This window comes from Streptomyces sp. CG 926 (assembly GCF_003148825.1).
Classification (GTDB): Bacteria; Actinomycetota; Actinomycetes; order Streptomycetales; family Streptomycetaceae; genus Streptomyces.
Genome location: NZ_QGGZ01000002.1, coordinates 342050 through 364385, shown reverse-complemented (window position 1 = coordinate 364385; position 22336 = coordinate 342050). Strand labels below are relative to the sequence as shown.

The following is a 22336-nucleotide window of genomic DNA, read 5'->3' as shown; positions in this document are numbered from 1 at the left end:
GGAGAACGACAGGAAGCCAACTACCGTTTGGGAGGCTGTAGATGGCCACTGCCACCACCATTCAGCACGTCAAGAAGAAGCCGCTGCCGGCGGGGCTGCCCCGCGAGTGGTACGAGAGCCACAACCGCCGGCTGAAGGCGATGCGGTTGGCGATATCCCTGCTCGACTCGGGGACGTACGACGCTCGGCGCGCCACCAACCGGAAGATCCGGACGATGGCGGTCCGGACGGGGATCCACCGGCCGTCGAATGTCACCTGCAAGATGGTGCGCGCGTTCATCATGGAGTCGTAGGCGTCAGGCGTCAGGCGTCCGACGCCAGACGTGAAGGGCCCCGACCGGCCGGGCGCCGGCCGGTCGGGGTCGGACCTCGCGCTCCCGTGGGGCGTGGGCTCCGCCCGGGCGCGGTGCACGGCCTACGTCGCCGGTTCCCGGCCGTCCAGGGAGAGCAGCAGCAGGGCCACGTCGTCGTTCGGGCCGCCGTTCGTGAAGGCCAACAGGTCCTGCCACACCGCCTCCACCAGGCCCCCCGGCTCCCGCGCCAGTACGGGCACGCGGTCGGCCAGCGGGTAGAAGTGCCCCGTCGCGTCGCGGGCCTCCGTCACGCCGTCGGTGTGCAGCAGCAGCTGGTCCCCGGGCCGCACCGCCAGCTCCGTCACCTTCGGTGGGCTCGGGCCGGCGAGCCCCAGGCCCAGGGGTGGCCCCGGATCCACGGCCACCTCCTCCACCACCGGTCCGCGGACCCGCAGGGCCGACGGATGCCCGCACGACACGATCCGGACGACGTCCAGCCCGGGCGGGAACTCCAGCAGCACGGCCGTGGCGAACAGCTCCGGATGCTCGACCGAGGCGGCCGCCGCGTCCGCCACCAACCGGCGGTCCAGCCGGGCCGCGACCGCCGCGAGCCCGACGTCGTCGATCACGGCCTCGCGGAAGGCGCCGAGCAGCGCCCCGACCGTGGCGACCGCCGCCAGCCCGTGCCCCTGTACGTCGCCGACCAGGGCGCGTACGCCGTGCGGCCCGGCCCGTACGTCGTACAGATCGCCGCCGACCAGCGTGCCGCGCTGAGCCGCCCGGTACAGGCCCGAGCAGCGCACCGGGCCCACCCGGTCCGGTACCGGCGGGAGGACCGCGAGCTGGGCGGCCTCCGCCACCGTCCGGACGCTGACCAGCTGTGCGTCCCGGCGCTGGCGGACCCAGGCGATCACCACGCTGAGCACACCGACGGCGGCCACCGTGGCCAGGTCCGTACTGCGGGCGTGGCCGACGCCGAGGGACGGCAGCCCCAGGAGCAGCAGGACGATGGCGGCGAAGGCCGCGGTCCCGGCCGCCCCGTACGCGAAGGCGGCCACCGGAGGCAGGCCCGCCAGGAAGAACCCGAGCTCGGCGCCCGGGGTCAGCGCCTGGGCGAGGACCAGCGCCACCAAGGCCGCCGCGGGTGCGATCCGGGCCCAGCGGGGCGGCGGTTCCCCGCGCAGCCCGCCCGGCTCCTCGCGTCGGCGTCTCACCCCTCCACCCTGGTACGGGGGCGGGGCCCGCGCACCCCGGACCGGTCCGCCGGGTGGCCACGCCGGCCCCGGACCGCGACAGTGGGGGGCGTGACGGCAGGCGAAGGCGCGGGCGAGCGGCCCGGCAAGGCGCACATCGAGGCGCACGGCACGGGCGACGGGTCGCAGAGCGCGGAGATCAGCACACGGCTCAACTGGCTGCGCGCGGGTGTGCTCGGCGCCAACGACGGGATCATCTCCACCGCGGGCCTGGTGGTCGGTATGGCCGGGGCCACCACCTCGCGCTCGGCGATCCTGGCGGCGGGCGTCGCCGGGCTGCTGGCGGGCTCGCTGTCGATGGCGGCGGGGGAGTACGTCTCCGTCAGCTCGCAGCGGGACTCCGAACGGGCCGCGCTCGACCTGGAGCGCTGGGAACTGGCCGAGGAGCCGGAGGCGGAGCTCGACGAACTCACCGACCTGCTCGCCGCGCGGGGGCTCAGCCGGGACGTGGCCCGGGAGGCCGCCGAGCAGCTGACGGAGCGGGACGCGTTGCGGGCCCACGCCCGGGTGGAGCTGGGGATCAATCCCGACGAGTTGGCCAACCCGTGGCACGCGGCCTTCGCCAGCCTCATCGCCTTCACGGTGGGGGCGCTGCTGCCGCTGCTGGCGATCATCCTGCCGGGGCCGTCGGCGCGGGTGCCGGTGACGGTGGTGGCGGTGCTGGCGGCGCTGACGTTGTGCGGGGTGATCAGCGCGCGGCTGGGCGGTGCGCCGGTGCCGAGGGCGGTGCTGCGCAACGTCGCCGGGGGCGCGCTGGCCATGGCCGTCACCTACGCGGTGGGCACCTGGCTGGGCACGACGACCTGAACCGGGCTCCGCCCGGCCCCGGGGCTCCGCCCCGGACCCCGCGCCTCAAACGCCGGCGGGGCTTGATTTCGGCGCCGCAGGCCTTTGGACGCGGCAGCGCGGGAAACCAGCCCCGCCGGCGTTCGAGGCGCGGGCGCGGAGCGCCGTGTGGTGACGCCCGCCAGGGCCGGGGCGGCCGGGCCCTGTCCGACCGTGGCGCGGCGCCACACCCGAATCCGCCGAGCCCGCGCAGCGACCCGGCAGGATGGGGGCATGCGCATTGCTGTCACCGGGGCGACCGGGCTCATCGGAAGTGCACTCGTGCGGTCCCTGCGGGCGGACGGGCACGAGGTGGTGCGGTTCGTGCGGCGGGAGCCCGTCGGGGCGGACGAGGCGCGGTGGGATCCGGCGCGCGGGTTCGTGGACCCCGCCGGGTTGGCCCGCTGCGGGGCCGTCGTACACCTGGCCGGGGCCGGGGTCGGGGACCACCGGTGGACGGCCGCGTACAAGAGGGAGATCCGCGACAGCCGGGTCCTCGGCACCGCCACGCTCGCGCACGCCCTCGCCGCCCTCGACGAGCCGCCCGCCGTCCTGGTCAGCGGTTCGGCCGTCGGCTACTACGGGGACACCGGCGACCGGGTCGTCGACGAGGACACCCCCGCCGGGCAGGGGTTCCTGCCCTCGGTCTGCGTGGAGTGGGAGGCCGCCGCGGCCCCCGCCCAGGAGGCCGGGATCCGGACCGCGTTCGCCCGTACCGGGCTGGTCGTCGCCCGCGAGGGCGGTGCCTGGGGGCGGATGTTCCCCCTCTTCCGCGCCGGCGTCGGCGGCCGGCTCGGCAACGGCCGCCAGTACTGGTCGTACATCTCCCTGCGCGACGAGGTCGCGGCCCTGCGGCACATCATCGACACCCCGGGCCTGTCCGGCCCGGTCAACCTGACCGCCCCGGAGCCGCTGACCAACCGCCAGGTCACCGAGGCCATGGCCCGGGTGCTGCGCCGGCCCGCGGTACTGCCCGTACCGGCCGTGGCCCTGCGCGTGGTGCTGGGGGAGTTCGCCGAGGACGTGCTCGGCAGTCAGCGGGCCCGGCCCGCGCGGCTGCTGGGGTCCGGCTTCGTCTTCCACGACCCCGGCATCGAGCAGGCGATCCGCGCCGCGCTCTGAGATCCGCGTGCGACCACCGTGCGACCGTTTGTGACCCGAATGCGACCGCTGTGCGACCGGAGTTGACCGCAATACCCCGCCGAACTCGGGTTCCCCTTTAACCGGTTGGGGGAAGGAGGATCCCCACACAGCCGCGCCGACCTCGGGGAGGGGCACGTGCTCAGCAGCGCACACCATGCCGCACACCATGCGGACGTCGTCATCGTAGGAGCCGGAGTCTCAGGACTCGCGGCAGCGCAGCACCTGATCGCAGCCGGAGTCACGGTCACCGTCCTGGAAGCCGCGGACGACCCCGGCGGGCGGATGGCCACCGAGTCCGCCGACGGGTTCCGGCTCGACCGGATCGGTCAACTGCTCAACACCGCGTACACGGAGCTCGAACGCACCCCGGGCCTGCGGGCCCTGACCCTGCGCCCCTTCACACCGGGCGTCCTCGTCCACACCGACGGGAAACAACTACGGGTCGGGGTCCTCACCCCGGCCCGGGCCCTGGCCAGCCGCTCCCTCGACCAGGCCCGGATCAGCGCCGCCCTCGGGCGGTTCGCCACCCTGCCCGAGGAGAAGCTCCTGGCCCGTCCCGAACGCACCGCGCACGCCGCCCTGCGCTCCCGCGGGCTGCCGACCCGCACCCTGAACGGGGCGCTCCGCCCCCTGCTCGCCACCCTGCTGCGCGACCCGGAGCTCACCACCTCCAGCCGGGTCGCCGACCTCGCCCTGCGCACCTTCGCCCGGGGCCGGCTCGCCGTACCCGAGGGCGGCGCGGCGGCCCTGCCCGACCTGCTCGCCGCCGCCCTGCCGCCCGGCACCGTACGCACCGGGGTCCGGGTCCGGTCGGTGGCCACCAACCTGGTCACCACCGAGGAGCACGGCGACTTCCGCTGCCGTTCCGTCCTCCTGGCCACCGGGGCCCGCGCCGCCGCCGAGCTCCTGCCCGGCCTGCGCGTGCCCGCCTTCCACGAGGTCACCGTCCTGCACCACGCCACCACCGCACCCCTGCCCCGGGACGGCACGCTGCTCCTGGACGGGGATCCCCAGTGGCCCGTCTCCCACACGGCCGTCATGAGTGCGGTCGACCCGACCCGGGCCCCGGCCGGCCGGAGCCTGGTCACCACCACCGTGCTCGGCCCGCCACCCCCCGCGCGCACGGTCGCGGCACGGCTGGCCCGGCTCTACGACACCCCCACCCGCGAGTGGGAACTGCTGGCCGTCCACCACACCCCGGAGGCGGTCCCCGCGATGCCCCCGCCGCACGACCTGCGGCGTCCCGTACGCGTACTGGCCGGGCTGTACGTGTGCGGCGACCACCGCGACACCAACACCGTCCAAGGAGCCCTGCACTCGGCCCGCCGTGCCGCCGGCGCCGTCCTGCGCGACTTCGGCATCCCGCTCCCGGTCGCCCCGGAGCCCGCACTCCCGGTGGCGGCCTGAGAACACCTGACGACGCCGGCGGGGCCCTGCTCCCGCCTCGCCGGCGTTCCGGGCGTGCGATCCGGGCCCCGGCCCCCGCGGCCGGCCCGCAGGGTCACGACAAGGCCGCCACCCGGTCCCGGTAGGTCCGCACCGCCGAGGCGTCCCGGTACGGCTCCAGCCGCCGCTCGAAGTCCCGTACGTACTCCACCGCCCGCACCGACCGCATCTCCATCGCCTGCTGCGCCGCCTCCGCGCCCAGCGCGCACGCCTGGTCCAGCTCGCCCAGCCCCAGCCGGGCCGTGGCCAGCACCACCCGGCAGAACAGCCGGGACCGGGCGTACCCCGGCGCCCTCAACTGCAGTGACCGCTCCGCGTGCTGGGCCGAGGCCCGGTACTGCTGGAGGTCCCGGTGGCAGTGCCCGAACTCGTCCGCCAGTTGCGCCTCGTCGAAGAATCGCGCCCAGGGCGGTACGTCGTCCCCCGGCCGGGCCGCACCCAGCGCGCGCTCGGCCCGCACCAGGGAGGCGGTCGAGGCCCGCACCTCGCCGAGGACCGCGTGTCCGCGCGCCTCCGCCGAGTGGAGCAGCGCCTGCACCACGGGCGGCGGGCCGGAGCCGACGCCCTGCTGGGCCACCCGGGCCAGCTGCACGGCCTCGCGGCCGTGGCCGAGGTAGACCGCCTGCCGGCTCATGGTGACCAGCACGTACGAGCCGTACGGGCGGTCCCCGGCCGCCTGCGCCAGCCGTAGCGCCTGCACGAAGTAGCGCTGGGCCAGCCCGTGCGCGGCGATGTCGTACGAGGTCCAGCCCGCGAGCCGGGTCAGATCGGCGGCGGCCGAGAACAGCCGCCGCCCGGTGGTCTCCCCGTAGGTCCCGCGGAGCATCGGCTCGGCCTCGTGCTCCAGGTAGCGCACCAGGGCCTGCCGGGCGTGCCCGCCGCCGTAGGCCTGGTCCAGGGTCCGGAACAGCTCGCTCACCGATCTCAGCGCCGCGATGTCCCCGCTCGTCACGCGCTGTCCGGGGCCGCGGTCGATCTGCCGCTGCCGGGGCACCGAGGTCCGCCCCTGCAGCGGGACCCGGGCCGTGGCGGGCTCCGCGCCCCGGCCGACCCGCTCGTCGGCCCGCCCGATCAGCCAGTCCCGGCTGGGCACGACCAGCCCGGCCGGGGTGAAGGCGATCTTCCGGAGCTCGGCGTGCGAGCCGGAGTCCTTGCGCCACAGCCCGCTCGCGATGTCCACGGCCTCCTCCGGGGTGGCCGCGAACTCCAGCCCGGCGTACACGGGCGCGCAGGCGTCCAGCCCCAGGTCCTGGGCGGAGAGGCGGCGACCGAGGCGGCGGGTGAAGACCTCGGCGATCAACGCCGGGGTGGTGCCGCGGGGCTGCTGACCGCGCAGCCACCGGGTCACGGAGGTCTTGTCGTACCGCAGATCGAGACCGTGCTCCAGGCCTAGCTGGTCGACGCGGCGGGCGAGACCGGCATTGGAGAACCCGGCTTCCGCGATCAGCGCCGCGAGCTGCCGGTTGGGGACGCGCTGGGCAGGTCGTTCCGTCATCGGCTCCACGGTTTCCTGACGTGACGGACCGGAGTCCCGGCCCTGTGAACGGCGTGAATGTAGCGGCGAACTTCGCCGATGCCGCCCTCTCTGCCCCACATTCATCCGATCGTGTGCAGAATGCGTAGGGGCCTTTACGGACCGGACCCCTCCGCCCGCGTACGCTGCGGGCCATGACCCCTCGGCCCCACAGGGCGCACCTCCCCGAGGAGCAAACCGAATCCACCGCCCCGCTGCCCCCGCCCGAACTGACCGAGGCGGAGTGCCGGCGCTGCGGCACCTACATCGCGGGGCTGGACGGCCGGTACGCGTGCGGGGTGTGCGGCTGGGTCAACGACCACTCCGAGGGCCACCGGCGGCTGCCGCGCGCGGACGAGGACCCGGACCGGCCGCCCAAGGGGCGGCGCCGGCCGAAGCAGCTCCCGGGGCCCCCGCCGGAGCCCGATCCCGAGCCCGAACCCGAGCCCGATCCCGAGGCGGTGCCGGGGTCCTGAAGGGGCTCGCGCGGGTCGCCGTACTCTTGGCCCAGTGAGGTACGTGCACACAGCAGGTTCAACGAGGAGGCGCTGCGGTGGCTGAGCTCGGTTTTGTCCATCTGGGCTTCGGACCCGAATCCGTCGAGTACACCCAGGCCTGGGAAGAACAGCGCAGGGTGCACGCGGCCCGCTTCGCGGACGAGATAGACGACACCTGCCTGTTGCTGGAGCACCTGCCGGTCTACACGGCGGGCCGGCGCACCGACCCCAGCGAGCGCCCGCTCGACGGCACCCCCGTCGTCGACGTGGACCGCGGCGGCAAGATCACCTGGCACGGCCCGGGTCAGCTGGTCGGCTACCCGATCATGAAGCTGCCCCGTCCGGTGGACGTGGTCGCCCACGTCCGCCGCCTCGAAGAGGCCCTGATCCGCACGGCCGCCGAGTTCGGCCTGGAGACCACCCGCGTCGAGGGCCGCTCCGGGGTGTGGGTCCTGGGCGATCCCGTCGAGGAGCGTCCGAAGATCGGCGGGCTGTCGCTGGAGTTCGACCCCCGGCTGCACGACGAGGAGTTCGACGCGCGGCTCAACGGCCCCGAGTACGCCCCGTCCAACGCCGGCCAGCGCCGCGAGGACCGCAAGCTCGCGGCCATCGGCATCCGGGTCGCCAAGGGCGTCACGATGCACGGCTTCGCGATCAACGTGAACCCGGACAGCACCTGGTTCGACCGGATCATCCCGTGCGGGATCCGGGACGCCGGTGTGACCTCGCTCTCGTACGAACTGGGCCGGGAGATCACCATCGCCGAGGTCCTTCCGGTGGCCGAACGCCACCTGAAGGACGTACTGGAGCATGCTGAACTCCGGCCCCGCGAGACGGAGCCGGCACTGGGCTCCTAGCCCCCGGGAATGGGACCGGCCACCCGCAGGTTGGCCGACGTAAGAGCGTATGAAATTACGGGCGTACCCTGGTGGGCGCCCGAACAATCGAAGTCACAGGGAGCCGGTCGTGTCCGCAGTCGCACCCGACGGACGCAAGATGCTGCGCCTGGAGGTCCGTAACGCCCAGACCCCCATCGAGCGCAAGCCCGAGTGGATCAAGACCCGGGCGAAGATGGGTCCCGAGTACACCAAGATGCAGGCCCTGGTGAAGGGCGAAGGACTGCACACGGTGTGCCAGGAAGCCGGTTGTCCGAACATCTACGAATGCTGGGAGGACCGCGAGGCCACCTTCCTCATCGGTGGTGACCAGTGCACCCGGCGTTGTGACTTCTGCCAGATCGACACGGGCAAGCCCGAGGCGCTGGACCGTGACGAGCCGCGGCGTGTCGGCGAGTCCGTGGTCACGATGGACCTGAACTACGCCACCATCACGGGCGTCGCGCGCGACGACCTGGCCGACGGCGGCGCCTGGCTGTACGCGGAGACCGTGCGCCAGATCCACCAGCAGACGGCGGGCCGCGAGAGCGGCCACACCAAGGTCGAGCTGCTGGCCCCCGACTTCAACGCGGTCCCGGAGCTGCTGGAGGAGGTCTTCGCCTCCCGCCCCGAGGTCTTCGCGCACAACGTCGAGACCGTGCCCCGCATCTTCAAGCGGATCCGCCCCGGCTTCCGCTACGAGCGCTCGCTCGACGTGATCCGGCAGGCCCGCGCCTACGGCCTGATCACCAAGTCGAACCTGATCCTCGGCATGGGCGAGGAGCGCGAGGAGGTCTCGCAGGCTCTGAAGGAGCTGCACGAGGCCGGCTGCGAGCTCATCACCATCACCCAGTACCTGCGGCCCTCGCCGCGGCACCACCCCGTCGAGCGCTGGGTGAAGCCGGCCGAGTTCGTCGAGCTGGCGAAGGAGGCCGAGGAGATCGGCTTCTCCGGTGTGATGTCCGGCCCGCTGGTCCGGTCCTCGTACCGCGCGGGTCGTCTCTACCAGCAGGCGATGGAGAAGCGCAGCCGAGTCTGAGTTCGGCCGAGCGTGTGAAGTCGCGCACAAAGCGTTACTAGTGGGTAACACCGCATCGACGCGGCCCCTAGGCTCTTTCCTGAGGAAGAGTCCGGTGGGCCGCGTCAGTGTTTGCAACGTGTACATCACATTTGACCGACCGGTCATGCCCTGGTAACACCAGTCAGTGACGCTTGGTCCACGCACCGCACACAACGCTCGCATCACGCCGACGCGAGCATCGTGAAAGGGATCGACACCATGCAGGCCGCGCCCGTACGCGCCATTGCCATCCCGACCTTCTCCGACGCCTTCCGGGGCATTGAGTCCCTGCTGATGAGCGGGGCCCGCCGCAACGCCTGGACGGCGGTCCTGGAGGACCGCAAGAGGGCCAAGGACCGGGTCGAAACCGAACATGTACTTGAGGCCGCGGCTACCCGAACCCCGCAGGCCACGTAAACTTCGCTGTATGGCGAGGAAGTCAAACGCAGAGACTGCTGCGAACCCCGGGCGACTGAAGCAGATCGCCCTGACGTACAAGATGACGCGCAAGGCGGACCCGAAGGTCGGTCTGATCGTCGCAGGCGTGGGCATCGTCACCTTCGGTGTCTTCCTCGCGATCGGATTCCTGGTCGGGCACGAGCTCTACCTGGGCATCCTGGGATTCCTGGTGGCGTTCCTGGCGATGGCGATCGTCTTCGGACGACGGGCCGAGCGAGCTGCCTTCGGACAGATGGAAGGCCAGCCGGGAGCGGCCGCGGCCGTGCTGGACAACGTGGGACGGGGCTGGACGACCACCCCCGCCGTCGCGATGACCCGGCAGCAGGACATCGTCCACCGTGCCGTCGGCAAGGCCGGCGTCGTGCTGATCGCCGAGGGCAACCCGAACCGCGTGAAGCCGTTGCTCGCGAACGAGAAGAAGAAGCTGGCCCGGATCATGCCGGACGTGCCGGTGCACGACTTCATCGTGGGTACGGGCGAGGGCGAGGTGCCGCTCAAGAAGGTGCGCACCACCCTGCTCAAGCTGCCGCGCGTGCTGGCCGGCCCGCAGATCACCGAGATCAACGACAAGCTTCGCGCCATGGGTGACCTCATGAGCAACATGCCGCTGCCGAAGGGCCCCATGCCGAAGGGCATGAAGATGCCGCGCGGCGGAAAGATGCGCTGACCCGGTCAGCTGATTTTCGTATACGACACAGGGGTGCCCCCCGAGCCCGAGGCCCGGGGGGCACCCCTGTGTCCGTTCGCGGAAGGCGGGTCCTAGATGCGGACCTGGACGGCGCGGGCCAGTCGGTCGTGCAGGCCACGGCCGTCGCGGTCCCAGATCAGCGCCGGGATGACCAGGGCCAGCAGCAGCGTGCGCAGGATCACCCGGACGATGCCGAGACGGCCGCCGGATTCCGAGATCACCCGGACGCCCAGGATCCGCTTGCCGGGGGTGAAGCCCACGGTGCCCACCGTCAGGATGGTGAGGGCCACGAAGAGCGCGAGGGTCCAGTTGCCCGCCGCGGCCAGGTCGCCGCCGGTGATCAGCCCGTACGCAATCACCTGGCAGCCGATCCAGTCGATCGCGACGGCGCCGAGCCGACGCCCGAAACGCGCCACCGAGCCGGGACCCTGCTGGGGCAGGCCGAGCCGCTGACCCGGATAGCCGAAGTCGACGCCCATCTCCTCGGCGGCCGCGCGGGGGCCGGAGAGCCAGGATCCGATTGCCTGTCTGTTGTCCACCCGAACACGGTACCCGTGGCGCCGCACGGCCCTCCGGCCGGACCCTGGTTAACTTGTGCGAAACAAATGGGTCATGCTTGGGAAATCCCGTCTGCTTATGGTCGGGTCAGCGTGCGGCACCGCACTGACGCACCACGAGCTATAAAGCCCGTCCCTGCCCCGGGGTCGGGAGTAGGAGGAGTTGGATGTTCAAGAACGCCGACGAAGTGAAGCAGTACATCGAGGAGAACGACGTCAAGTTCGTCGACGTCCGCTTCTGCGACCTGCCTGGTGTGATGCAGCACTTCACCATCCCGGCGCGAGCGTTCGACCCGGCGGAGGAGCTCGCCTTCGACGGATCCTCGATCCGCGGCTTCCAGGCGATCCACGAGTCCGACATGGCGCTGCGTGCCGACATCACCACCGCGCGTCTGGACCCGTTCCGCAAGGACAAGACGCTCAACATCAACTTCTTCATCCACGACCCGATCACGGGTGAGGCCTACAGTCGCGACCCGCGCAACATCGCGAAGAAGGCCGAGGCGTACCTCGCCTCCACCGGCATCGCCGACACCGCGTACTTCGGCCCCGAGGCCGAGTTCTACGTGTTCGACAGCGTGCGCTTCGCGACCTCCGCGAACGAGGGCTTCTACCACATCGACTCCGAGGCCGGCGCCTGGAACACGGGCTCCGAGGAGAACAACCGTGGTTACAAGGTCCGCTACAAGGGTGGTTACTTCCCCGTAGCCCCGGTCGACCACTTCGCGGACCTGCGCGCCGAGATCTCCCTCGAGCTGGACGCCCAGGGCCTCCAGGTCGAGCGTCAGCACCACGAGGTCGGCACCGGTGGCCAGGCCGAGATCAACTACAAGTTCAACACGCTGCTGGCCGCGGCCGACGACCTGATGCTCTTCAAGTACATCGTGAAGAACGTCGCCTGGCGCAACGGCAAGACCGCGACCTTCATGCCGAAGCCGATCTTCGGTGACAACGGCTCGGGCATGCACGTGCACCAGTCGCTGTGGGCGAACGGCGACCCGCTGTTCTACGACGAGGCCGGCTACGCGGGCCTCTCGGACACCGCCCGCTACTACATCGGCGGCATCCTCAAGCACGCCCCGTCGCTGCTGGCGTTCACCAACCCGACGGTGAACTCCTACCACCGCCTGGTGCCGGGCTTCGAGGCGCCGGTCAACATGGTGTACTCGCAGCGCAACCGCTCCGCCGCCATGCGCATCCCGATCACGGGCTCGAACCCGAAGGCCAAGCGCGTCGAGTTCCGCGCTCCGGACCCGTCGTCCAACCCGTACCTCGCCTTCGCGGCGCTGCTGCTCGCGGGCCTCGACGGTGTCAAGAACAAGATCGAGCCGATGGAGCCGATCGACAAGGACCTCTACGAGCTCTCGCCCGACGAGCACGCGAGCGTTCCGCAGGTCCCGACCAGCCTCGAGGACGTCCTCAAGGCGCTGGAGGCGGACCACGAGTACCTCCTGGCCGGCGGTGTCTTCACCCCCGACCTGATCGAGACCTGGATCGACTACAAGCGCACGCACGAGATCGCCCCGATCGCGCAGCGGCCGCACCCGCACGAGTTCGAGCTCTACTTCGACCTCTAAAATGCCTGATGGGAGGCCCCTCGCCACTCTCTTCGGAGAGCGGCGGGGGGCCTTTCCGCTTTGACAGGGCCGCATGGGCGAGTGAGGGTGGAAATGACCTAAAAGCCTGATAAGCGAGAGATGTGCGGAGGTGCATGAGAATGCGCCGTAAGATCGTTGCGGCAGCCATGGCGGGCGCCGCGGGAATCGCGATAGGTCTGCTGCCCGTCGCCAGCGCCTCGGCCTCGGTCGTCGCGGGAAATGGTGGCGGCGGCGGTAACGGCGGCTACGACTGCTGGCGGTACCCCTCGAACCGCTCCGACGCGAGGTGGAACGTCTGCTGCGACCGCGACTGGCGCAACCGTCCGAGCTGGTGCTGGGACCAGGGCGGCGTCGGCGGCTACAACGACAACTGGCGCGACAACAGCAGCTGGCGCGACAACAGCTGGCGCGACAACAGCCGGCACGACTCGAACTGGTCGAACTGGAACTGGAACGACTCCGGCCGCGGTGGCAACGGTGACTGGGGCAACCACGACGACTGGGGCAACGGTCGTGGTGGTGACGGCGGCGGCAACTGGGGCGGTGGCGGCGGTAACGGCGGCGACGGCGGCGGCAACTGGGGTGGCGGTGGCGGAGGGGGCGGCGGTGGCGGCGGTGGCGGCGGCTGGGGTGGTCGCTGAGCCCCGCGCAGAGCCCCACCCGGGCGCGTAGGGCCGAGAGCCCGACCCAGGTGAACGGATTGCGATGCCCCCGTTCCTCCCTAGCGGAGGAGCAGGGGCATCGCCCCTGTGAGGTCCCGCAGGCAGCGCACCGCGAGTTCCGCCGGGGAGCCCGGCCCCGAGACCGGCGCCTCCGTCGTCGACCACAGCTCCAGCGCGACACGGATCGCGTCCGTGGCCGCCGCCGCGAGCAGCCGTACCTCCAGCGGGTCGGCCGCCGGGCCCACCAGCCGGGAGATCACCGGTACCAGGTGCTCCTCCGAGTCCTGGTTCACGCGGTACCAGACCCCGCGCAGGGCCGGGTCGTCCGCGGCCGCGCGCAGCAGGCCGCGGGTCACCTCCAGGCCCTCCTCGACCGCCTGCTCTCCACTCAGTGATCGGGTGACCGCGCGCTCCAGCGCCTCGCCCAGCGGCGTGCCGGGGTCCTCCTCGGCGAGCAGCGCGCGCCACGCGTCACCGCCGCCCGCCAGCAGGGGGGCCACCGCCTCCTGCTTGTTGCGGAAGTAGCGGTAGAAGGTGCGCAGGGCCACCCCCGCCCGATGCGCGATGTCCTCGGCGGTGGTGCCGTCGGGGCCGTGTTCGGCGAACAGTTCGCAGGCCGCGCGGGCGATGTCGAGCTGGGTGGCGGCCTTGCGGCGCTCGGTCAGCGACTGGGCTCCGGGGCCGGCCTGGGGAGAGTACGGACGAGGGGATCTCACGGGTGAAGCGTACTCCTCGCCAACCTCGGCGATTGCATTCTTTGTCGTCATGGCAAAACGTGCCATTGCTTGGGTAGGCTCGCGCCATGAACCGTTACGAAGGACGACGCGTCCTCATCACCGGCGGTGGCTCCGGCATCGGCCAGGCCACCGTCCACCGCATCCTCGCCGAGGGCGGCCGGGTCCACACCGTGGACGTCGTCGAGGCCGGGCTGAAGGCCACTGCCGACCGGGCCGCGGCCGACGGTCACGCGGACCGGCTCACCACCGCGCTCCTCGACATATCCGACGAGAACGCCGTCAAGGAGGGCGTGGCCGCCGCGGTCGCCGCCCTCGGCGGGAGCGGCATCGACCTGCTGGTCAACGCGGCCGGCATCCTGCGCTCCGAGCACACCCACCTGACCACGCTCGACCTGTGGAACCGGGTCATCGGGGTCAACCTCACCGGCACCTTCCTGATGATCCGCGAGTCCCTCCCGGCGCTGCTCGCGGGCGAACGGCCCGCCGTCGTGAACTTCAGCTCCACCTCGGCGTCCTTCGCCCACCCCTACATGTCCGCCTACGCGGCCAGCAAGGGCGGCATCCAGTCCATGACCCACGCGCTGGCCGCCGAGTACAGCAAGCAGGGCCTGCGCTTCGTCAGCGTCGCGCCCGGCTCCATCGAGAGCGGGATGACCACCGGCACCGGCCCCGGCCTGCCCGAGGACACCGACTGGTCCCTCTTCACCAAGCTGGCCCCGGCCCTCGGCCAGGGCTTCGCCGGCCCGCAGACCGTCGCCGGGGTCGTCGCCATGCTCGGCTCCGAGGACGGTGCGTTCATCACCGGTACGGAGATCCGCATCGACGGCGGCACGCACTACTGATCAGGCGCGGAACCGGTCCCACAGCCGGGGGAAGCGCTCCGCGAGCACGGCTTCGTTCTCGAAGTCCAGCGGGGCGCCCTCCGGCTCGGCCGGCTGCAGCGGGACGCCCAGATCCGGCGCCACCGCCCCGGTCAACTGCTCGTACGCCTCGTCGGCCGCGTACCCCAGCTCCTCGCCGTCCCCGTCGATCTCCTCGTCGAAGTCGCCCAAGAGCTCGGCCAGCTGGTCGGGATCGTGCACCCCGCCCTCGAACACCTCCCGCCCCTGGCCGATCAGCCAGCAGCGGAAGTAGTCGAAGGCGTCGTCGCTCGCCCCGTCGAGCAGCACCCAGGCCGCGCCCCACAGGTCCCAGGTGTACGCCCGGTTGTACCGGGACTCGAAGTGCCGGGCGAAGTCGAGGACGGAGTCCGGGTCGAGCAGTGCGAGCCGCTCCACGAGCAGCTCGGCGTGTTCCTCGGGGTCGCCGTCGGCGGCCTCGCGGGTACGGTCGACGATCTCCCAGAACTCCGTCTCGTCCATCACCGCTCCAGCATCACGGGTCCGCCCTCCAGGCGCCACCGCGCTTACGGCGAAAGGCCGGTGTCCGACCCCCTCGGCGGGGTGGACACCGGCCTTTCGCCGTGCTGTACGCGGGCGCGACGCGGGCGTGGGACCTTACAGGCCGTAGCGCTCGCGGGCCTCCTTGACGGCGGACGCCGGTACCTCGCCGCGGCGGGCGAGCTGGGCCAGCGAGGCCACCACGATCGACTGTGCGTCGACACCGAAGTGGCGGCGGGCGCCCTCACGGGTGTCGGACAGACCGAAGCCGTCCGTGCCGAGCGAGGTGTAGTCCTGCTCCACCCACTGGCTGATCTGGTCCGGGACCTGACGCATCCAGTCGGAGACGGCGAGCACCGGGCCGGTGACACCCTCCAGCGCGCGGGTGACGAACGGGGTGCGGACCTCGCCGCGCAGCAGCGCCTCGTCGCACTCCAGCGCGTCGCGCCGCAGCTCGCCCCAGGAGGTGGCGGACCAGACGTCGGCGGCCACGTTCCAGTCGGCGGCCAGCAGCTTCTGGGCCTCCAGGATCCAGTGGATCGCCGTACCCGAGGCCATCAGCTGGATCTTCGGGGCGTCGGCGGCCGGGCCCGCCTCCGCCAGGTCCGCCGCCGTGTTGAAGCGGTACAGGCCCTTGAGGATGCCTTCCTCGACGCCCTCGGGCATCGCGGGCTGCACCTTCGGCTCGTTGTAGACCGTGAGGTAGTAGAAGACGTCCTCGGGCTGCTCGCCGTACATCCGGCGCAGACCGTCCTTGACGATCACCGCGATCTCGTACGCGAAGGCCGGGTCGTAGTTGAGCGACGCCGGGTTCGTGGACGCGATCAGGTGCGAGTGGCCGTCCGCGTGCTGCAGGCCCTCACCGGTCAGGGTCGTACGACCGGCGGTGGCGCCGACGATGAAGCCCTTGCCGAGCTGGTCGGCGAGCTGCCACATCTGGTCGGCGGTGCGCTGCCAGCCGAACATCGAGTAGAAGATGTAGAAGGGGATCATCGGCTCGCCGTGCGTCGCGTACGACGTGCAGGCGGCGATGAAGTCGGCCATGGCGCCGGCCTCGGTGATCCCCTCGTTGAGGATCTGGCCGTCCTTGGCTTCCTTGTAGTACATCAGCTGGTCGCGGTCGACCGGCTCGTACGTCTGACCCAGCGGCGAGTAGATGCCGGCCGACGGGAAGAGGGACTCCATACCGAAGGTACGGGCCTCGTCGGGGACGATCGGCACCCAGCGCTTGCCGGTCTCCTTGTCCCGCATCAGGTCCTTGACGAGCCGGACGAAGGCCATGGTGGTGGCCATCTCCTGCTTGCCGGAGCCCTTGAGCAGCGGGGCGAAGGAGCGCTCTGCCGGGGCGGGCAGGGCCACGTGCCGGACCTTGCGGGCCGGGGCGGGGCCGCCGAGCGCGGAGCGGCGCTCGTTCAGGTACTGCACCTCGGGGCTGTTCGCGCCCGGGTGACCGTACGGGACCTTGCCGTCGGCGAAGGCGCTGTCCGGGATCGGGAGGCCAAGGAGGTCACGCATGTCCTTGAACTCGTCGATCGTCAGCTTCTTCATCTGGTGGTTCGCGTTCTTCGACTCGAACCCGGCACCCAGCGTGTAGCCCTTGACGGTCTGCGCGAGGATGACCGTCGGCGCGCCCTTGTGCTCCAGGGCGGCCTTGTACGCGGCGTAGACCTTGCGGGGCTCGTGGCCGCCGCGGGAGCTGTGGAAGCACTCGGCGATCTTCGCGTCGGTGAGCAGGCCGCCGAGGGCGACGAGCTCGGCGTTGGCGCCGAAGAAGTGCTGGCGGATGTAGGCCACGTCGCGGGTCGCGTACGTCTGGAACTGCGCGTCCGGTACCTCGCGCAGGCGGCGTACGAGGGCGCCCGTGGTGTCGAGCTGGAACAGCTCGTCCCAGGCGGAGCCCCACAGCGACTTGATGACGTTCCAGCCGGCGCCGCGGAACTGGGCCTCCAGCTCCTGGACCACGCGGAAGTTGGCGCGGACCGGACCGTCGAGGCGCTGCAGGTTGCAGTTGATGACGAAGGTCAGGTTGTCGAGCTGCTCGCGGGAGGCGAGGGCCAGGGCGGCGGTCGACTCGGGCTCGTCCATCTCGCCGTCGCCCAGGAAGGCCCAGACGTGCGAGTTCGCGGTGTCCTTGATGCTGCGGTTCTGCAGGTAGCGGTTGAACCGCGCCTGGTAGATCGCGGACAGCGGGCCGAGGCCCATGGACACCGTCGGGAACTCCCACAGCCACGGCAGGCGCCGGGGGTGCGGGTAGGACGGCAGGCCGTTGCCGCCGGACTCCTGGCGGAAGTTGTCGAGCTGCTGCTCGGAGATCCGGCCGTCGAGGAAGGCGCGGGCGTAGATGCCGGGGGAGGCGTGGCCCTGGATGTAGAGCTGGTCGCCCGATCCGTCGGCCTCCTTCCCGCGGAAGAAGTGCTGGAAGCCGGTCTCGTAGAGCCACGCGGCGGAGGCGAAGGTGGCGATGTGGCCACCGACGCCGTACTTGGAGCCGCGGGTCACCATGGCGGCCGCGTTCCAGCGGTTCCATGCGGTGATCTTGGCTTCCATCTCCTCGTCACCGGGGAACTCGGGCTCCGCGGCGGTCGGGATGGTGTTGACGTAGTCCGTCTCCAGCAGCTTCGGCAGGGCGAGGCCGGCGGCCTCGGCGTGCTGGAGCGTGCGGCGGAGCAGGTATTCGGCGCGGCGCGTACCGGCGGCCTGTGCGACGGCGTCGAGGGAGGCCGCCCATTCGGCGGTCTCCTCGGTGTCGCGATCCGGGAGCTGGTCGAGCTCGCTCGGAAGCTTTCCTACGGGGTCGGACATTGCTGTGCGCCGCCTTCCGGACAAAGGAGAGGTGGTGAAAAAATCCCTGACGGGCAGGACAGGGTCGGTGGACCTGGTTGAGGTCCGCGACGACTGTAAATCGCTGATCGATGATCGATCAAATGAAAGTGACAAAGAAACGTCGATCCGGCGAAAGTCGGCACCGCGTGCCAGCGGAAAAGGCACGCGGTGCCGGTCAAACGCGGACAAACAGGCCCGCCCTCGGTCGATCAAGCGCGCGGTGCGCACCCCAGGACATGCCGCTTCACGAGCACGCCGATGTCCGGATCCTGGCTGCGGAACGCCTCGACGAGCGCCTCGTGCTCCTCGGCGTACGACTTCTGCACGGTCCCCAGCCAACGGATGGACAGCGCGGTGAAGACCTCGATGCCCAGGCTCTCCCAGGTGTGCAGCAGCACGCTGTTCCCGGCCGCCCGCACCATCTCCCGGTGGAACCCGACGGTGTGCCGCACCTGCGCGGTCCCGTCCTCGGTCCGGTCGGCCTCCCACAGCGCCGCCACGTGCGGCTCCAGCGCCGAACAGTCGCTCGCGAGCCGCGGCGCGGCCAGCTCGGCCGCGATCTGCTCCAGACCGGCCCGGACCGGGTAGATCTCCTCCAGGTCGGCCGCGGAGAGGTTCCGTACGCGCACGCCCTTGTTCGGCGCCGACTCGATCAGCCGCAGCGTCTCCAGCTCGCGCAGGGCCTCCCGTACGGGGGTCTGGCTGACCTCCAGCTCCACGGCGATCCGGCGCTCGACGATCCGCTCGCCGGGCTTCCAGCGGCCGCTGACGATCCCCTCCACGATGTGCTCGCGGATCTGCTCGCGCAGCGAGTGCACGACGGGTGGGGTGATCATCGGGGCTTCATCTCCTGTGGGGCGCGCAGGCGGGTGATGCGTAGACAATACGGCCGAGTAGCCCCCACCGGATGCGTTCCCGGTCGGGGACGCCGGGTGAGGCTGGTTACAACAGGCTCCGGACCAGGGCTCCCAGAGGCGCACGACGACGGCGCCCCCGCCCGGAGGGTGTTCCGGGCGAGGGCGCCGTGTGCGACAGCCGGGGCTGTGCGGTGAGCCTTACAGGCCGAGCTCGACCTCGAACTCGCCGGCCTCGAGGATCGCCTTGACGGCCGAGAGGTACCGGGCCGCGTCCGCGCCGTCCACCAGGCGGTGGTCGTAGGACAGGGTCAGGTACGTCATGTCGCGGATGCCGATGTTCGTGCCCTCGGCGGTCTCGATGACCACCGGGCGCTTCACCGTGGCACCGATGCCCAGGATGGCGACCTGGTTCGGCGGCACGATGACCGTGTCGAACAGCGCACCGCGCGAGCCGGTGTTGCTGATGGTGAAGGTCGCGCCCGACAGCTCGTCCGGCGTGATCTTGTTGCCGCGGACCTTGGAGGCCAGGTCGGCGGTCGCCTTGGAGATGCCCGCCAGGTTGAGGTCACCGGCACCCTTGATGACCGGGGTCATCAGGCCCTTCTCGGAGTCCACGGCGATGCCGATGTTCTCCGAGTCGAAGTAGGTGATGGTGCCCTCGTCCTCGTTGATCCGGGCGTTGACGACCGCGTGGGCCTTCAGCGCCTGGGCAGCGGCCTTGACGAAGAACGGCATCGGCGAGAGCTTGACGCCCTCACGGGCCAGGAACGCGCCCTTGGCCTTCTCGCGCAGCTTCATGATCTTGGTGATGTCCACCTCGACCACGGAGCTGAGCTGAGCCTGCGAGTGCAGGGCCTTCATCATGTTGTCGCCGATGACCTTGCGCATGCGGGTCATCTTGACCGTCTGACCGCGCAGCTCGGACACCGCGGCGGCCGGAGCCTTCGCGGCCGGAGCGGCTGCGGCCGGCGCCGGGGCGGCGGCAGCGGCCTTGGCGGCCTCGGCGGCGGCCAGGACGTCCTGCTTGCGGATACGGCCACCGACACCGGTGCCCGAGACCGTGGACAGGTTGACGCCGGACTCCGAGGCGAGCTTGCGCACCAGCGGGGTCACGTACGCGGCCTCGTCACCGGCGGACGCCGGAGCGGCCGGAGCCGGGGCGGCGGGGGCGACCGGAGCCGGAGCGGCCACCGGGGCGGCGGCCTGGACCGGAGCCGGGGCGGCGACCGGAGCGGCCGGGGCGGCCGGAGCCGGAGCGGCAGCGGGAGCCGGAGCGGCCGCGGGGGCCGGGGCGGCAGCGGGAGCCGGAGCGGCCGCGGGGGCCGGGGCGGCAGCCGGAGCCGGAGCGGCCGGAGCGGCACCGGCGGCGCCGATGACGGCCAGGACGGCGCCGACCTCGGCGGTCTCGTCCTCGTTGATCCGGATCTCCAGCAGGGTGCCGGAGACCGGCGCGGGGATCTCGGTGTCGACCTTGTCCGTGGAGACCTCGAGCAGCGGCTCGTCGGCCTCGACGGACTCGCCGACCTGCTTCAGCCAGCGGGTGACGGTGCCCTCGGTGACGGACTCGCCCAGGGCGGGGAGCACGACATCGGTGCCGGACGCAGCCGGAGCGGCGGCGGCCGGAGCGGCAGCCTCGGCGGCGGGAGCCGGGGCCGCGGGGGCCTCGGCGACCGGAGCCGGAGCGGCCGCGGGGGCCTCGGCGGCAGCGGCCGGCTCGGCGGCCGGAGCAGCGGCCTCGGCCGGAGCGCCGGAGCCGTCGTCGATGACGGCCAGCTCGGCGCCGACCTCGACGGTCTCGTCCTCGGCGACCTTGATGGAGGCCAGGATGCCCGACACAGGGGAGGGGATCTCGGTGTCGACCTTGTCGGTCGAGACCTCGAGCAGCGGCTCGTCGGCCTCGACGCGCTCGCCCTCGGCCTTCAGCCAGCGGGTGACAGTGCCCTCGGTGACGCTCTCACCGAGCGCCGGAAGGGTTACGGAAACCGACATGGTTTCAGTTGCTCCTAACGAAAGTGCGGAAGTGGTCGTCGCGCCCGTGACGAATTAGTCGTGGGAGTGAAGCGGCTTGCCGGCCAGGGCCAGGTGGGCCTCGCCCATCGCTTCGTTCTGGGTCGGGTGCGCGTGGATGAGCTGCGCGACCTCGGCCGGCAGAGCTTCCCAGTTGTAGATCAGCTGGGCCTCGCCGACCTGCTCGCCCATCCGGTCACCGACCATGTGGACGCCGACCACGGCACCATCCTTGACCTGGACGAGCTTGATCTCGCCCGCGGTCTTGAGGATCTTGCTCTTGCCGTTGCCCGCCAGGTTGTACTTCAGGGCCACGACCTTGTCCGCGCCGTAGATCTCCTTGGCCTTGGCCTCGGTGATGCCGACGGAAGCGACCTCGGGGTGGCAGTAGGTGACCCGCGGGACACCGTCGTAGTCGATCGGGACGGCCTTGAGGCCGGCCAGACGCTCCGCCACCAGGATGCCCTCGGCGAAGCCGACGTGCGCGAGCTGGAGGGTGGGGACGAGGTCACCGACGGCCGAGATGGTCGGCACGTTGGTCTGCATGTACTCGTCGACCAGGACGTAGCCGCGGTCCATCGCGACGCCCTGCTCCTCGTAGCCCAGACCCTGGGAGACGGGGCCACGGCCCACGGCGACCAGCAGCACCTCGGCCTCGAAGGACTTGCCGTCGACCAGCGTCACGCGGACGCCGTTCTCGGTGTACTCGGCCTTGTCGAAGAAGGTGCCCAGGTTGAACTTGATGCCGCGCTTGCGGAACGCGCGCTCCAGCAGCTTCGAGCTGTTCTCGTCCTCGACCGGCACGAGGTGCTTGAGGCCCTCGATGACGGTGATGTCGGAACCGAAGGACTTCCACGCCGAGGCGAACTCGACGCCGATGACGCCGCCGCCCAGGACGATCGCCGACTCGGGGACGCGGTCCAGGACCAGCGCGTGGTCCGAGGAGATGATGCGGTTGCCGTCGATGTTCAGGCCCGGCAGCGACTTCGGCACGGAGCCGGTCGCCAGCAGGATGTGGCGGCCCTGGATGCGCCGGCCGTTCACGTCGACGGAAGTCGGGGAGGAGAGGCGACCCTCTCCCTCGATGTAGGTCACCTTGCGGGAGGCGACCAGGCCCTGCAGACCCTTGTACAGGCCCGAGATGACCTCGTCCTTGTACTTGTGGACACCCGCGATGTCGATTCCCTCGAAGGAGGTCTTGACACCGAACTGGGCGGCTTCACGAGCCTGGTCCGCGATCTCGCCCGCGTGCAGCAGAGCCTTCGTGGGGATGCAGCCGTTGTGCAGGCAGGTGCCGCCGAGCTTGTTCTTCTCGATCAGGGCAACGTCCAGACCCAGCTGGGATGCGCGCAGCGCCGCGGCGTAACCGCCACTGCCACCGCCGAGGATCACTAGGTCGAAAACGGTGCTGGCGTCGTTCGCCACGTCACGTCCTCCATGCATGTGCGCCGGGCACCGGTCCTCAGTGACCGGGCGGCGGCTGGTATACGGCCGCTTGTTTCTTCGGCCCTGTGGTGGGGGCCCTGTCCTGCCGAGAACCCATCTTCGCATTTGTCGGGGGAACGCGGGACGCCGGGCCCACGATGTGATCGGGCGATCAGCCCGGACCGAGGGTTACCTGTGCGTAGGTACCTACCGAGATACCTACCGATTCCTTCAGGTTT

Annotated in this window: 21 protein-coding genes; 12 read left to right on the top strand and 9 right to left on the bottom strand. The window is 71.3% G+C overall.

Features of this window, described 5'->3' with window-relative positions; genetic code table 11:
* Positions 1 to 41 precede the first annotated feature (41 nt).
* Positions 42 to 293, top strand: coding sequence for a hypothetical protein (locus BCL76_RS06775; protein ID WP_030389046.1), 252 nt, complete (start codon positions 42 to 44; stop codon positions 291 to 293).
* A gap of 122 nt (positions 294 to 415) precedes the next feature.
* Here the strand turns inward: BCL76_RS06775 and BCL76_RS06770 are convergent, their stop codons facing one another.
* Complete coding sequence (locus tag BCL76_RS06770; protein ID WP_109778597.1) at positions 416 to 1507, bottom strand: PP2C family protein-serine/threonine phosphatase; 1092 nt, start codon at positions 1505 to 1507, stop codon at positions 416 to 418.
* Positions 1508 to 1588: 81 nt separating this feature from the next.
* On the opposite strand from BCL76_RS06770, the gene BCL76_RS06765 reads away from it, so the two are divergent.
* The 3 genes from BCL76_RS06765 (at position 1589) to BCL76_RS06755 (ending at position 4921) form a co-directional block, all read left to right on the top strand.
* Positions 1589 to 2353 carry a VIT1/CCC1 transporter family protein gene (locus BCL76_RS06765; RefSeq protein WP_375137888.1) on the top strand — a complete coding sequence of 255 codons (765 nt, stop codon included), beginning with the start codon at positions 1589 to 1591 and terminating at the stop codon, positions 2351 to 2353.
* Positions 2354 to 2605: 252 nt separating this feature from the next.
* The gene (locus tag BCL76_RS06760) at positions 2606 to 3493 is read left to right on the top strand and encodes a TIGR01777 family oxidoreductase (RefSeq protein ID WP_109778596.1); all 888 of its coding nucleotides are present in this window, start codon (positions 2606 to 2608) and stop codon (positions 3491 to 3493) included.
* A gap of 156 nt (positions 3494 to 3649) precedes the next feature.
* On the top strand, positions 3650 to 4921 hold the full coding sequence (locus BCL76_RS06755; protein WP_109778595.1) for an NAD(P)/FAD-dependent oxidoreductase: 1272 nt from the start codon (positions 3650 to 3652) through the stop codon (positions 4919 to 4921).
* A gap of 94 nt (positions 4922 to 5015) precedes the next feature.
* Here BCL76_RS06755 and BCL76_RS06750 read toward each other — a convergent pair whose 3' ends face one another.
* The gene (locus tag BCL76_RS06750; RefSeq protein ID WP_030772177.1) at positions 5016 to 6455 is read right to left on the bottom strand and encodes a hypothetical protein; all 1440 of its coding nucleotides are present in this window, start codon (positions 6453 to 6455) and stop codon (positions 5016 to 5018) included.
* Between the two features lie 173 nt (positions 6456 to 6628).
* Here BCL76_RS06750 and BCL76_RS06745 point away from each other — a divergent pair, with 173 nt between their 5' ends.
* The 5 genes from BCL76_RS06745 (at position 6629) to BCL76_RS06725 (ending at position 10031) form a co-directional block, all read left to right on the top strand.
* Positions 6629 to 6949 carry a hypothetical protein gene (locus tag BCL76_RS06745; protein ID WP_258309384.1) on the top strand — a complete coding sequence of 107 codons (321 nt, stop codon included), beginning with the start codon at positions 6629 to 6631 and terminating at the stop codon, positions 6947 to 6949.
* Between the two features lie 77 nt (positions 6950 to 7026).
* Positions 7027 to 7827 carry a lipoyl(octanoyl) transferase LipB gene (lipB, locus tag BCL76_RS06740; RefSeq protein WP_109778594.1) on the top strand — a complete coding sequence of 267 codons (801 nt, stop codon included), beginning with the start codon at positions 7027 to 7029 and terminating at the stop codon, positions 7825 to 7827.
* A 109-nt stretch (positions 7828 to 7936) separates the two neighbouring features.
* Positions 7937 to 8884, top strand: coding sequence for a lipoyl synthase (gene lipA / locus BCL76_RS06735; protein WP_109778593.1), 948 nt, complete (start codon positions 7937 to 7939; stop codon positions 8882 to 8884).
* Between the two features lie 240 nt (positions 8885 to 9124).
* The gene (locus tag BCL76_RS06730) at positions 9125 to 9322 is read left to right on the top strand and encodes an SCO2195 family GlnR-regulated protein (RefSeq protein WP_030389055.1); all 198 of its coding nucleotides are present in this window, start codon (positions 9125 to 9127) and stop codon (positions 9320 to 9322) included.
* A 10-nt stretch (positions 9323 to 9332) separates the two neighbouring features.
* A complete protein-coding gene (locus BCL76_RS06725) occupies positions 9333 to 10031 on the top strand; it encodes a DUF4191 domain-containing protein (protein ID WP_030731021.1) in 699 nt (232 codons plus the stop codon).
* Between the two features lie 92 nt (positions 10032 to 10123).
* Here the strand turns inward: BCL76_RS06725 and BCL76_RS06720 are convergent, their stop codons facing one another.
* On the bottom strand, positions 10124 to 10591 hold the full coding sequence (locus BCL76_RS06720) for an RDD family protein (protein WP_109778592.1): 468 nt from the start codon (positions 10589 to 10591) through the stop codon (positions 10124 to 10126).
* A gap of 185 nt (positions 10592 to 10776) precedes the next feature.
* Here BCL76_RS06720 and glnA point away from each other — a divergent pair, with 185 nt between their 5' ends.
* Together glnA and BCL76_RS38470 are read left to right on the top strand one after the other, a co-directional pair.
* Positions 10777 to 12186 carry a type I glutamate--ammonia ligase gene (gene glnA / locus BCL76_RS06715; protein ID WP_109778591.1) on the top strand — a complete coding sequence of 470 codons (1410 nt, stop codon included), beginning with the start codon at positions 10777 to 10779 and terminating at the stop codon, positions 12184 to 12186.
* A 140-nt stretch (positions 12187 to 12326) separates the two neighbouring features.
* Positions 12327 to 12848, top strand: coding sequence for a hypothetical protein (locus BCL76_RS38470; protein ID WP_146228326.1), 522 nt, complete (start codon positions 12327 to 12329; stop codon positions 12846 to 12848).
* Positions 12849 to 12928: 80 nt separating this feature from the next.
* Here the strand turns inward: BCL76_RS38470 and BCL76_RS06705 are convergent, their stop codons facing one another.
* Entirely contained in the window at positions 12929 to 13585 is a 657-nt protein-coding gene (locus BCL76_RS06705; protein WP_109778589.1) for a TetR/AcrR family transcriptional regulator, read from the bottom strand.
* Positions 13586 to 13671: 86 nt separating this feature from the next.
* Between BCL76_RS06705 and BCL76_RS06700 the strand changes: the two genes are divergently transcribed.
* The gene (locus BCL76_RS06700) at positions 13672 to 14448 is read left to right on the top strand and encodes an SDR family NAD(P)-dependent oxidoreductase (protein ID WP_109778588.1); all 777 of its coding nucleotides are present in this window, start codon (positions 13672 to 13674) and stop codon (positions 14446 to 14448) included.
* Here BCL76_RS06700 and BCL76_RS06695 read toward each other — a convergent pair whose 3' ends face one another.
* The 5 genes from BCL76_RS06695 to lpdA form a co-directional block, all read right to left on the bottom strand.
* A complete protein-coding gene (locus BCL76_RS06695; protein ID WP_109778587.1) occupies positions 14449 to 14967 on the bottom strand; it encodes a DUF4240 domain-containing protein in 519 nt (172 codons plus the stop codon).
* Between the two features lie 135 nt (positions 14968 to 15102).
* Positions 15103 to 17787 carry a pyruvate dehydrogenase (acetyl-transferring), homodimeric type gene (aceE, locus tag BCL76_RS06690; RefSeq protein WP_109778586.1) on the bottom strand — a complete coding sequence of 895 codons (2685 nt, stop codon included), beginning with the start codon at positions 17785 to 17787 and terminating at the stop codon, positions 15103 to 15105.
* Positions 17788 to 18017: 230 nt separating this feature from the next.
* Complete coding sequence (locus BCL76_RS06685) at positions 18018 to 18641, bottom strand: GntR family transcriptional regulator (RefSeq protein WP_030772204.1); 624 nt, start codon at positions 18639 to 18641, stop codon at positions 18018 to 18020.
* Between the two features lie 222 nt (positions 18642 to 18863).
* Positions 18864 to 20654, bottom strand: coding sequence for a 2-oxoglutarate dehydrogenase, E2 component, dihydrolipoamide succinyltransferase (gene sucB / locus BCL76_RS06680; protein ID WP_109778585.1), 1791 nt, complete (start codon positions 20652 to 20654; stop codon positions 18864 to 18866).
* A 54-nt stretch (positions 20655 to 20708) separates the two neighbouring features.
* Positions 20709 to 22097 (bottom strand): dihydrolipoyl dehydrogenase, encoded by a 1389-nt coding sequence (gene lpdA / locus BCL76_RS06675; RefSeq protein ID WP_109778584.1) that lies wholly within the window; start codon positions 22095 to 22097, stop codon positions 20709 to 20711.
* Positions 22098 to 22336: the final 239 nt, after the last annotated feature.